The organism is [Clostridium] aminophilum DSM 10710 (assembly GCF_000711825.1).
Taxonomy (GTDB): Bacteria; Bacillota; Clostridia; order Lachnospirales; family Lachnospiraceae; genus Clostridium_R; species Clostridium_R aminophilum.
Window position 1 is genome coordinate 262528 of record NZ_JONJ01000001.1, and the last position, 12903, is coordinate 275430.

9 protein-coding genes are annotated in these 12903 nt (G+C 53.9%); 1 reads left to right on the top strand and 8 read right to left on the bottom strand.

Annotated features, from left to right (window positions below):
• Window positions 1-3: 3 nt before the first annotated feature.
• The 8 genes from BR86_RS0101175 to BR86_RS0101215 form a co-directional block, all read right to left on the bottom strand.
• Entirely contained in the window at window positions 4-2793 is a 2790-nt protein-coding gene (locus BR86_RS0101175; protein WP_031471188.1) for a hypothetical protein, read from the bottom strand.
• Window positions 2794-2884: 91 nt separating this feature from the next.
• Window positions 2885-4054 (bottom strand): sensor histidine kinase, encoded by a 1170-nt coding sequence (locus BR86_RS0101180; RefSeq protein WP_051684496.1) that lies wholly within the window; start codon window positions 4052-4054, stop codon window positions 2885-2887.
• 16 nt (window positions 4055-4070) lie between these two features.
• Entirely contained in the window at window positions 4071-4772 is a 702-nt protein-coding gene (locus BR86_RS0101185) for a response regulator transcription factor (RefSeq protein ID WP_031471190.1), read from the bottom strand.
• Between the two features lie 229 nt (window positions 4773-5001).
• Window positions 5002-7152, bottom strand: coding sequence for a polyphosphate kinase 1 (gene ppk1, locus BR86_RS0101195; RefSeq protein ID WP_031471191.1), 2151 nt, complete (start codon window positions 7150-7152; stop codon window positions 5002-5004).
• A 5-nt stretch (window positions 7153-7157) separates the two neighbouring features.
• On the bottom strand, window positions 7158-8714 hold the full coding sequence (locus BR86_RS0101200) for a Ppx/GppA phosphatase family protein (protein ID WP_031471192.1): 1557 nt from the start codon (window positions 8712-8714) through the stop codon (window positions 7158-7160).
• A 54-nt stretch (window positions 8715-8768) separates the two neighbouring features.
• On the bottom strand, window positions 8769-9920 hold the full coding sequence (locus BR86_RS0101205) for a bifunctional chorismate mutase/prephenate dehydratase (protein ID WP_031471193.1): 1152 nt from the start codon (window positions 9918-9920) through the stop codon (window positions 8769-8771).
• A 215-nt stretch (window positions 9921-10135) separates the two neighbouring features.
• Window positions 10136-10915, bottom strand: a complete 780-nt coding sequence (locus BR86_RS0101210) for a lysophospholipid acyltransferase family protein (RefSeq protein ID WP_051684497.1) — start codon at window positions 10913-10915, stop codon at window positions 10136-10138.
• Window positions 10916-10996: 81 nt separating this feature from the next.
• Window positions 10997-11230 carry a hypothetical protein gene (locus BR86_RS0101215; protein WP_031471195.1) on the bottom strand — a complete coding sequence of 78 codons (234 nt, stop codon included), beginning with the start codon at window positions 11228-11230 and terminating at the stop codon, window positions 10997-10999.
• Between the two features lie 410 nt (window positions 11231-11640).
• Here BR86_RS0101215 and BR86_RS0101220 point away from each other — a divergent pair, with 410 nt between their 5' ends.
• A complete protein-coding gene (locus BR86_RS0101220) occupies window positions 11641-12582 on the top strand; it encodes a D-2-hydroxyacid dehydrogenase (RefSeq protein WP_031471196.1) in 942 nt (313 codons plus the stop codon).
• Window positions 12583-12903 lie beyond the last annotated feature (321 nt).

Consider the following 12903-nt stretch of genomic DNA (forward strand, 5'->3'; position numbering starts at 1 on the left):
GCCTCACTCCTGTTTCTCGGCCCGTTTTCCGACCGCACACGGAACCGGAAGATACTGCAGGCCTTCATTTCCGCCGGAATAGCGGATCATCAGCGTATTCGCCGGAGACAGATACGGGGCAAGTTCCTCCGCCGTGTAGCTGTCCTTCGTCTCCATCAGGTCATTCTTTCCGGTATCGTAATTGTAAAAATAAATATTCCCGTTAAACATCGGAACCTTTGAGAAATCCGGACTCTTTCCGCTCTGCTCGGTGTATACCGGCGACAGCTTCTCAAAATCAATCTTCTCAATGACCAGTCTGCTGTCAAACGCATACTCGAGAGTCAGCGGTCCGTTCTCCGTTCCGTTCATCTGATTGTAGTCCGCATAGTATTCTCCGCTGATCACTCTCGGAAGCCGGCGGAGTGCCGGACTGTAGATCCGGCCGTCCGGCCCATCTGCGCGATCCGGCTCATCCAGCTCACAGGTCACAATCGTCTGTCCGGAAACGGTAATCCGCTGCCCGTCCGGGTCCTTGTCCGTAAGGGATTCGCGGAGGAATTCCGGCGTGCTGTTCTGCGGAAATCCGATAAAACGGCCCCTGCCGGCGTATTCCATCGTGTCACGCCGCATATAGAACAGCAGAAGCCGCGCCTTCTCGAGTCTCCGGATCCTGTCGGTCTGCGGATCGAGACTGCTCCGCAGCGAGGCAATGATGCCGTCCGCCGCCAGCGCACTGTCGCCCACCGGAATGTTCAGCACCGAACATTTCGATAAGTCCACCGTTTCTCCCGGTTCCATATCGCCGATCAGAACCGCTTTTCCCCCAAAGAGCACTGCCGCGTCCCGAATCGCCTCCGTGCTGCGGTTTGTCACGGTTCCGGATGCTTTCATCTCCATGATGGAAGCCTGTCCGCCGATGCGGTATTTCATCGGCGTCTGTTCCGAAGCAGTGTGTTCTCCACTCTCCGGAACCGCTTCCGCCGCGTCGTTTCCTGTATTTCCGTCCGGAAGACTGTTCTCATTTCTGGTCAGACAAAACATGGACGATGCAAATGACTCCCGTCCGCGGATCCGGATCTGGGTTCCGTCTTCATCCGATGAAACCCCGATATGATAGCTGTTCGGATCCGGTGAGAGCACTCCCTTGCCCATATCATAGGGATACGAGACAGGAATTACACGGTATCCTTCGGAGAGAACCGTCCGGAAACTCCTGCCGTTCGGACTTCGCAGATTCAGACAGGTATTCTCCTGCTGTCCGCCTCCCGTCACATCCAGAATCGTCGCGTAGGTATAAAACGGTCCGGAAAAACGGGTCCGCACGCCGGCCACATACACCGCGCATGTAAAAAGTGCGCTGCACGCTGCGACTGCCGCCAGATAATACCGCTGACGGCGATGCGCGCGAAGGATCAGGTACACGCCCGGTCCGACCGCAATCAGGTAGAGAATCAGAATCAGCGCATATACGGTCGCGTTCGGAAGATTATCCATATCGCCTGTGCCGGTCAGATCCAGAATGTCAAAATAGGTGTCCTCCGCAATATGATCGGCCTGAACAATATTTTTCATCGTTCCGCCGTAAGCTTCCTCAAAGAAATTCTGGGTATAAGCCGGGTTTTCCGCCGCAAACCCGCTGATATCCGAAAGGGAATACGCCGCCGCCTCAACAAAACCTTTCTGGCAGGCCGCCATGCTGAGAAGCGGGAATCTCTCCCCGGAGATCAGCGTGTTCCCGCCAACGAGCGTCACATCCGCGCAGGAAAGTTCCACGAGGGAGTCGTCCGGGCTTTTCCGCGCATACTGCGGCCCCATATTCACCATGCGTTTCTCGGCTTCTTTTAACGGTGTCTTCGTCAGAAAGCGCTCCGCAAACGGGCCGAAACCCGACCGGTACGCTTCCCCGCCTCCGAACAGAAGAATGCCTCCGTTTGCGGCAAAGCTGTAAATGCTGTCGACCTGTTCCGGATTCAGAAGAGACGTGTCGTAATCGGAGATCACGATCATATCCAGTTCATCGTATTCCAGCGGATCTTCCGGCGCCGTATTCTTGTCCAGAAGAATGGTTCTCGTGGAAAATGCGCCGTCGTCCACTTCCACGCCGTTCATCCAGTCCAGCTGATCCGATCGGTCGGAAAATACTCCGATATAGCTCTGCGGATCGGATTTTGTCTTCGGCAGATCAGACTGCGTCTCCGCGAGAATCCGGCCGGAAGCGTCTTTCAGAATGATCTGCATGGACTTCATGCGGCTCCCGAACGGAACACAGTAGGTGTAGGTCTCCGAATCGTCCTGTTCCTCCGCGCCCGGTCCGGTCAGTGCCTGCGCAGACATTCCGGAGGAATTCATACCGGCGGCTTTGCCGTTTCCCTTTGCGGAAACGATTGGCTCTGCCGGCTCTTCCCCGTTTTCCTCTGCGGAAACAGTCGGATCAGCCGATTCTTCCCCGTTTCCCTCTGCGGAAACAGTCGGATCAGCCGACTCTTCCCCGTTTTTTTCTTCGCGAAGATTGTATTCATAGAGAATGGTCACGCCGCTCGGATCCGCCGTGCGGATCGACAGGGATTCCGCCTGCCGGTTCAGCTCCGGGCTGATCCGGACATGAACTGCCGTAAACCGGCCGGTCTGTACCGTGTTCTCAAAACCGAAACTGACTGCAATCTCCTCTTTTCCGACGGCCGGTGCATCCGCAGCCGGAGAATCCGTCTGTGTCTGGGCTGCGAGCGCACACATCGGCGCAGTGCCCGGCACGGCTGCCAGCGCCGCCACAGCCGCAAGGATGATCCGGCCCTTCTTCCTCTCACTCATCATTTTCCCTGTTCTCCAGACTCCGCCAGACAATCTATCCTGTCTGTTTGAGCCGCCAACCAATGTTTGAATATTTTCTGTCCGGACATTTCCCTCAGTTCCGGTTCATCCGCGCGGTCCTTGTCCGACCGTTCCGCTTCTCCCCCGGAAGGCTGAAGTTTTCCCGGTCCGCGCTGAGTTTTGTGTGCAGCCGCACCGTAAATACCGTACCGTTCATATCACTCGTCACCCCGATGGTTCCGCCGTGCATATCGACAATATTTTTCGCAATCGCAAGTCCGAGGCCGGTTCCGCCCGTACTGCTCGTCCGCGCGTGTTCCACGCGGTAAAACCGCTGGAAGATCTGCGGAAGCTCATCCGGCGGAATCACATATCCATAGTTCTTTACCGTGACTGAGACCACATCCTCTTCCGCATGAATACCGATGATGACCTTTTTCCCGTCGGCGCCATACTTGATGGCATTGTTGATCAGATTGTCAAACAGTCTTGCGAGAAGATTTCCGTCCGCGGAAATGACTTTCGCCGGAACATTGCTCTCTAACTCATAGGAGAGATTTCTGGCATGAAAGCTCGGATAGAATTCTTCCAGAAGCTGGCTTAAAAGCCGCACGATATCGACATTGCCGATCTTCATCGCTATCTTTCCGCCGCCAAGCTTCGTGAATCCGAACAGGTCCTCGATCAGCTGCTGCAGGCGTTTGGATTTTGCAAACGCAATGTCGGTATACCGTTTTCTTGTCTCTTCCGGAAGCTGCGTGTTGACGGAGAGAAGTTCGAGATAGCCGATGATGGACGTCAGCGGTGTTCGCAGATCGTGAGCGACATTGGTGATCAGCTCGTTTTTCGTCCGCTCCGCTTCTCGCTCTCGATCCATCAGCATGCGGAGTTCTTCCACCATCTTGTTCAGATTGTCCGCCATCGCCGTGATCTCATCATCGCCCTTTACATCGACGGTCGTATTCAGATCCCCTTCGGAAATGTTCTGCATCGCCGCGGAGATCCGACCCAGATAGCGGATCGAGCCGCCGATCCGCTTGAAAAAGATAAAAGAGAAAATGCCAACAGCGCTGATGACGTACAGAAGCATCATCAGCGTGTCCATCTCCAAAAGTCTTAAGACAACATTTTCCCTTCCCCGCGTACTCTGCAGGTAATCCCGGAGAGTGGCCGCCAGAAATACGATGATCAGCTCAATCGCACAGGCAACCACCGCGGATAAAACCATACTCTCGACCAGTCGTGAATGAAACTGGCCGCTCATATCCCGGTTCTTTCTGTTACTTTTCAATCTTGTATCCCACTCCCCAGACGGTCGTGATGATCTTGTTCTGTCTGGAGTCCTCCTTCATCTTTCCGCGAAGTCTTCGAATGTGAACCATGACTGTGTTGTTGGCTTCATAAACTTTCTCATGCCATACCTGCTCGAAGATCTCATCTGTGCTGAACACTTTGCCCGGGTTCGATGCCAGAAGATACAGAATATCAAACTCGATCGGCGTCAGCTTGACGTCCTCCCCGTACACGGTGACGCGGTGATTCTCCCGGCTGATGGTCAGACCGTGAATGGAGATTTCACCGGAAGATGCATCCGATGAACTCTGCGGATTCAGCTGCGTGTACCGGCGGAGCTGCGATTTGACTCTCGCCGTGAGTTCCAGCGGATTAAACGGCTTTGTGACGTAATCGTCCGCGCCGGTTCCGAGTCCCCGGATCTTGTCCAGATCCGTCGATTTCGCGCTGAGCATGATGATCGGAATATTATTGTTTTCCCGGATCTTTCGGCACATCGTCAGTCCATCCATGCCCGGAAGCATAATATCGAGAAGGACCAGATGAACCTTTTCTCTCGCAAGGACGTCGAATCCCTCCTGCGCGGTGTTCGCCTTGTAGACCTTGTATCCGTCGCTGACCAGATAAATCTCTACCAGGTTGGCGATCTCCGGCTCATCGTCCACTACTAAAATTCCGATGTCTGACATATTATCCTCCTAAATACTGTATCTCAATTTCTCATTTATAATTATTAACGTTTTCTTTCCGGTTGCAGCTTCTCCGGACGGATGCCCATTCCTGCCGCAGTCTCTCCGGCTGATATCTTTTCCGGCCGTTCTTTCCCGCTGCAGCTTCTCCGGACGGATGCCCATTCCTGCCGCAGTCTCTCCGGCTGATATCTTTTCCGGCCGTTCTTTCCCACTGCAGCTTCTCCGGCTACGGCTTTTTCCTGTCCCGGTTTTCCTGCAATGCCTGGCGCGGCACAAATGTCCTCGTCTTGACCGGATCATCCAGATCCCGCACCGCTTTCGCGTTCCGCACGGCCTCTTTCCGGAAGACTTCCTGCGCCACAATCCGTTTGCCGACGCGCTTCCTTTTCTCATAAGAACCGTCCGGCCGCATCTCGTAGAGCTTTGTGTTGTCGCTCAGCTGCACTTCCAGCACATGCTGAACACGCGCCTTCAACTCCGGAGACCGGATCGGAAACATGATCTCCACACGCCGGTCAAGATTTCGCGGCATCCAGTCGCTGCTCGCCATGTAGTACTGCGGATCGCCGGCATTCTCAAACCGGAATACGCGGGCATGTTCGAGATAATCCCCGACAATCGAGATGACCTTGATGTTCTCGGAAAGTCCCGGAACGCCAGCCCGAAGGGAACAGATTCCGCGGACAATCATGGTGATGGGCACCCCTGCTGCCCCCGCCGCATAGAGATGTTCAATGATCTCGCGGTCACAAAGGGAATTCACCTTGGCAATGATGCCGCTCGTTCTTCCGCCGGCCGCATTTTTCGCCTCCCGGTCAATCAGGAAAAGGAAACGTTTCCGCAGCCATAGCGGTGCCAGCGAAAGGCAGTTCCAGAACAGCGGTTCCGAATAGCCCGAGAGCATATTGAAAACCGCCGACGCATCCTCTCCGATCTCCGGATCACAGGTCAAAAGTCCGAAGTCGGTATAGAGTTTTGCCGTGGAATCATTATAATTTCCGGTCCCAAGATGGACATACCGCCGGATTCCGTCCGCATCCCGGCGCACCACCAGAGTGATCTTGCCGTGCGTTTTCAGGCCGACCAGACCATAGATCACATGGCATCCGGCTTTCTCCAGCATTTTCGCCCAGGTGATGTTATTCTCCTCGTCAAATCTCGCCTTCAGTTCCAGAAGAACAGAGACCTGTTTTCCATTGTCCGCCGCTTCCGCCAGCGCCGCAATGATCGGTGACCTGCCGCTGACGCGGTAGAGCGTCTGCTTGATGGCGAGAACATCCGGATCTTTTGCCGCCCGTCGGATGAAACGGATCACCGGATCAAACGATTCGTACGGATGCGACAGGAGAATGTCCCCTTTCCGGATATTGGCAAAAATGTCCTCGTCGTTCATCAGTTCCGGCACCGGCTGCGGTGTAAACGGATCCAGAACCAGCTCCGGCCTTCCGTAACGGCCGTACAGTTCCTCCAGAACCGTCAGATCCAGCGGCCCGGGAATCCGGTAGATCTCGTCATCGCCGACCGCAAGCTTTACGCGGAGCACTTCCAGAAGCCGGTAATCCATGTGATCGTCAATGTCCAGACGGATCACATCGCCCCACTGGCGCTCCCGGAGCTTTTGTTCGATCTCATGAAGGAGATCTTCCGTGTCGTCCTCGTCAATACTCATATCCGCGCTCCGCATGATGCGAAACGGGCTGCAGGCGATGATATCGTAATTCAGAAACAGTTTCCCGATATTCCGCTCAATGATTTCTTCAAGATAGATCACGCGCCCGCCCGGAAGTTCCACCGCCCGGCTCAGCACATCGGGAACCCGTACCATCGCAAATACCGTCGGTTCCTGTATCTCACCTTTTTTCCGCATCAGGATTGCCAGATTCAGCGACCGGTTCCGGATGAGAGGAAACGGTCTTCCGGAGTCCACCGCCATGGGTGTGAGAACCGGATAGACCTCTCTTGAAAAGAAACGGTCCGCATATTCGCATTCTTCTTCCGTCATCCTCTCATGTCCGCCGACAACCGGCACACCGGCCTCCTCGAGGATCGGCCGGATCTCCTCATTGTACAGGCGATACTGCTCTTCCACGATCTCATGGGTTTTCGCGCTGATTGCGGACAGCTGTTCGTTCGGTGTCATGCCGGCCGCATCCCGCGTCGCATCGCCGACATGATCCAGCGCCTTCAGCGACGCGACGCGGACCATAAAGAATTCATCCAGATTCGAGGCCGTGATCGACAGAAACTTCATTCTCTCAAACGGCCGGTTGGTCACATCCTCCGCCTCACCCAGAATCCGGCGGTCAAACAAAAGCCAGCTGAGTTCACGGTTATAGTAGTTTTCCGGATCTCTGTACCTGGATCTGATCTTTCCCATACCCCTTATCTTCTCTTTCTCTGCAGAACAGGCTGAATGCCGTAGATCTCCTCAAAGAATTCCGCTTTCTGTTCCATAGAAAACTGTTCCAGCGTGAGATTTTCCTCACATGATGTCTCCATCACAAGCGTTCCGTCTTCCAACCGGACCTCCAGATCCTTCAGCTTCTGACGGTGACTCCGGTCAACGGCATTGGCGAGACGCAGGATCGCCGCAAGCTTTGCGATCTCAAGCACAATCTCCGACTTTCCCTTGGCCAGTCCGTCATACTGCGACAGATCCGATTCCAGATGGATCTCGTCATAGACAAAATCTCTCGTGTTGTAGCGGACCACATTGGCGACGATCTCCCGCTCCAGATGAGAGATTCCGATCAGTTCCGTCGACATGATAATCTGATACGAACTGAGGGTCTCACGGGTAATGGAAACATACTTTCCGCAGTCGTGCAGAATGGCGGCAAGCCTGAGCAGAAGTCTGCTCCGGCTGTTCAGACCATATTTTTCCTGCAGGATGTCAAAAACCGCCATCGCCGCCTTCTCCACCGCCGCAATGTGTTTCCGGTCTCCTTTGTAGCGGACCGACATATTTCCTGCGGCCGACAGCGCGTCGTCCGCAAAATCATGCCGGAACCGGACGAGTTTCTGCTCTTCCGCATAGTCCGCCGCGATTCCGTCGCAGAGTGTCACGCCTCCGACCCACACTTCCCCGGCTCCAGTCAGTTCCAACACCTTTTCGTACAGGACCGCGCTGGGGATCATGACCCGGGCGTACGCGCCCGAAATGTCGCAGAACTCCGCGATTTCTTCTTCCGTCATATGGCTGATCCGCCGGCAGAATTCACCGAACTCCGCCGCCGTATACATTTTCCCCGGCTTCTCCTTCATTCCGCGAAGTACCATATTGTTGATGCTCTCGCCGGTGGCAATCAGCGTCTCGACCCGCATACCGCCCAGATAAATATCCCGGTATGTGGCGAGTTCCTTGTCCATCAGCTCACCTTCAATGTCCGGAATCAGCCGGCTCTCGGTCTTCCAGTGAGAAGACATCTCGGCAATGCGGAGAACCCCGAGGGAGAGATTCTGCGTCGACACCAGAACCCCGTCCTCAAACAGGGACAGCTGGGAACTTCCGAATCCCACGTCCATGACGGCCATCCGGCCGCCCGTCCCACGGTCAAACCGGCTGCTGCGGAGGGCCAGCGCCTTATGTGTCATAAACCGCAGTTCCGAGTTGTTGATCGTGTGCACCTGCAGTCCCGTGGCATTTCGGATCTGGTCGAGAATAATCCGGCTGTTTGTGGCCTCACGAAGCGCACTGGCCGCGTACGCCCGGTAATCTTCGACATGATAGCCGTCCATCCGCTCTCGGAACTGTTCCAGAACCCGGATCAGCTCACGCATGACCGGGAGACTGATCTTTCCGTCATTGTAAGTATCCCGTCCGATGGTCAGCTGACGCCGCACATGATCAATCTTCCGGATCCCGTGTTCTTCCGAGATCTCATAGATCGCGATCTCCGTATCAAATGATCCAACATCGATTGCCGCAAACATTTTCATAACACTGTCTTCCCCCGGCGATCTGCTTACTTACCTGCCTGTTTGACGCTGCGCTTAATAGTTTCCCAAAATCCGGACGTTCTGTGCCTCGCGGAATATCGCCGTCAGCGCACTTCGAACGGCGGAGCTGGATAAATTGCCCTCGATATCGACAAAGAAACGATATTCCCAGCTCATATCCGGAATCGGACGCGACTGGATCATTGTCATATTGACATTGTTGTAAATGAAATTGCCAAGGATGCTGTACAGAGAACCGCTCCGGTGCGGCACCTCGAAACAGAGACTGATCTTCTCCGCACCGAGAAGATAGACCGGCCGGTTCGCGATGATCAGAAAGCGGGTGGTGTTATCTCTGCGGTCATTGATACTCCGCTTCAGAACATTCAGCCCGTAGATTCTTCCGGCAATCTCACTTGCGACAGCCGCGCACGATGGATCCCCGTCTTCCAGAACTTTTTTCGCAGCGACGGCATTGTTCTCCATCGGGTGCTGTTCCCATCCCGCGTGCTCCAGAAATCCGGCGCACTGCATCAGCGACTGCGGATGCGAATAAACCTTGCGGATATCGGAGAGTTTTGCCCCCGGCACCGTGAGAAGACAGTGATTCACGGGAACAAACGTTTCGGCTACGATGTAATTGTCATACGCCTGCAAAAGCTCGTAATTGCCGGACACGACGCCTGCCGTGGAATTCTCGATCGGCATCACGGCAAAATCCGCATCGCCGAACTGAAGCTCCCGCATCAGGTCCTCAAATTTTTTCACATGGTGAATGTCGGCATCTTCCCCGAAGAAGCGCTCCGCCGCGATCTGTCCGTATGCCCCCGGAAGCCCCTGATAGGCAATCTTGCTGTTTTCGTAGTCCAGCTCCGAAATGCGCTCAAAGCCGAAGGTGTCGGCATTCTCGTCTCCGACTCCGCCGACCTGTTTGATTGTCTGGTACTGGTAGCGGCGGCCGAGTGTCATGACGTGCATAAACAGTTCACGGACCGCGTTGCGATTGAACTCGTCCTCCAGGTCACCGGAAATCGCCTGAAGCTTCCGGTTCTCTCTGGCGGGATCGTATACTTCCCGGCCATCCCGAAGTTTTGCTTCCCCGAGACGCCGGTTCAGTTCCATACGCCGGAGAAACAGTTCCTTCAGCTGAGGATCCAGTTCGTCCAGTTCTTTCCGGACATCCGCAACCGTCTCACCTGCTGCCATTTCCGCATCTGCCCCGTGCTTTGCAGAATCCTCTTCCGGGTGATTGCTGTTCGCCATGATACTCCTTTCCTTTCGCAGCGCCGTTTGGACGGCGGCTGCATTTTCATCATGTTCCCTTTAATGGGTCCCTCTTCCACTGTTCCGCTTTTCTGCCGCAGCCGCGGCTGCCATCGATCCTCTCCTTCGGCCCCGCTGCAGCAGCGGCTTCCCTCAGATCAGGATTCTTTCCCGTTCTCCCCGATCCCGGCCGCCGGCTGATACGGAAGCCCAAGATCCTCGCAGATCATCTCCCGGATCCGGTTCTGTACATAAGCTGCGCTGGCCTTTCGACAGTCGTCCGGAAGATCCGCGATATAGAACGGTTCTCCGAAATGAAGTGTGATCTCTCCGGCGGTAATACGCGGGAAATGCTGCTCAAACACTTCTGCGGTTCCGGTAAATGCGACCGGTACCACCGGGCATTTTGTCTTCTCCGCGATCTTCATACTGCCTTCGCGGAAGGGCAGCATATCGAGTTCACTTCCGGTACTTCTGGTTCCTTCCGGAAAAATCCACATGCTGGTTCCGTTCTTGACATTGCCGATGGCTTCCAGAATCGCCTTGAGACCCTCCCGCGGATTGCTGCGGTTCAGAAATACGCAGTGGAGCAGCTTCATCCATTCGGCAAGAACCGGTACTTTCCGAATCTCTTCCTTGGCGACAAAACCGAGTCTTCCCGGCGCATAGGCATATCCCGAAATGACGTCAAAATAACTGCGGTGATTTCCGACATAGAGCACTGCCGTATCCTTCGGTATATTCTCCAGTCCGGTGACATGAACCTGAACGCCGGCGGCCTTCAGGATTCCGGTCATAACCTGTTTCACAAAGATCTGGCTTTCCTCTTCCGCCTTCCTCGGATCCGTCTCCGCCGTCTTCATCAGCGTTTTCAGTTTTCCAAGTTTCAGCAAAAGATACCCCACCACATAGACACCTACGTGAATCAGTCGAAACATTCCTGCACCTCTTTCCCTGCCCTGATCTCTCATAATTATCTGAATTCAGTGCATATTTAGATTATTATATTAAAAGACGAATTACTCGTCAAATGTGACCGTAATGTAGTATCCCCGGTCATTCTGTTCGATCTTCTTTACCGTTCCGTGATCACTTTTCAGACGGTCATTCAGCCGGAACAGTCCCGACATCGCCACCGCCGGCTCAACGATATAATTCACATTATACGGTGTGACCGATTCCGTCACCTCCACGACCTGTCCCTCTTTCACGAGACCCGGCCGTTCCATCTTAAATACAACGTCTCTTTCCATGATTTCCGCTGATACCTCCTGCCACTCTTCATTCTATCACGTTCCATACTTTTTCGCATGATAAAGTCAGTCTCCGCATGAAGCGTTCTCCTTCCTTCCGCCGGAGTGTATCATCACGGAAATTTAAAATCCTCCGGTGTCAAAAAGGGAAATTTCAGGTCCTGATTATAAACATCCGGTTATAAAATTCCGATCCTGTGCCTCCCGAATCCCCGCCGCCACCATTTCCGACAGAAAACTACAGTTTTCATCGTCATTGTGCACGAAACATAGCGCAAATTTATATCCCGTATTATTAAAAAGCAATAGGATAACGGGCTTTTTCCGGCCTGCTCTTCCTTGACTGCCTATATGGGATGGTTTATACTTTAAAAAGTATGGTACAACATTTACTCATGGAGGGTATAACTATGAAATGTCTGATTATTGACCGCGTACACGCTCTTATCGGAGAAGAACTCAGCAAGTACATGCAGGTGGACACAAAGATCCTTCCGACACAGGAAGAACTCGCAGCAATCATCCCGGACTATGATGTCCTGATCATGCGTGTTGACCCGAAGATCGATAAAACAATCCTTGACGCAGCAAAGAACCTGAAGGTTATCGGTGTTTGCTCCGTTGGTCTGAACCATATCGATATGGATGCCGCAAAGGCAAACAACATCACTGTTTACAACGCACCGGGAATGAATGCAAACGCAGTTGCAGAGCTTACCATTTCCAAGCTCCTCGACATCTCCCGTCACGTTGTTGCCGCTCACATCGACGTTACCAAGAACCACGAGTGGGATAAGTACAAGTTCGTTGGCTGCGAGCTGAGAGGAAAGACCCTTGGAATCATGGGCTTTGGCCGTATCGGACGCCGCGTTGGCGAGCTTGCAAGAGCATTCAAGATGGATGTTGTCGCTTACGATCCGTTCCTTAAGCCGGAAGACTTCGAGAAGGAGCACGCAAAGGGCGTTACCGTTGAGGAGATGCTCAAGGTTGCTGATTATGTAACCATCCACGTTCCGCTGACAAAGGAGACCAAGGACCTCTTCAACAAGGATTCCATCGCAAAGATGAAAGACGGCGCAGTTGTTCTGAACATGAGCCGCGGCGGCATCTGCAACGAGGCTGATATGTATGAGGCTCTGAAGTCCGGCAAGCTCGGCGGTTACGGCGCTGACGTTATGGAAAATGAGCTTGCAGGCGGCGGTCTGACAGGAAACGATACTTTCGTATCCCCGCTGTTTGACTGTGACAACTTCCTCGTAACTCCGCATCTGGGCGCTCAGTCCGTAGACGCTTCCTACGACATCGGCGTAATGATCACCGGAAAGATCAAGGAGTTCTTAAACCTGAAGTAATTCCGCCATTTGGGCAAAACCAAATACCTAATCTATCCGAGAAGGAGCCGCGCGCTCCTTCTCTTTTTTTATGCGTTCAACAGGGCAACGGGCCGAAACACGTTTCGCGGGTTCCGCTCGTTATCGTGACAGTCGTCACGGCCTCACGCAAGCGTGGGTTTTGCGCGCCGCCACAGCTCACCGCAAGGTGACAGTTTCCGCTCAGCGGCGTGTGCATCCTCGCGGAGCGTTCTTATGGTATAGGGATTTCGGAAAAGTTTCCCATACCGCAAAAAGGACCTGCCATTCGGCAGGTCCCTCATCATTCATATTCTGATTTCC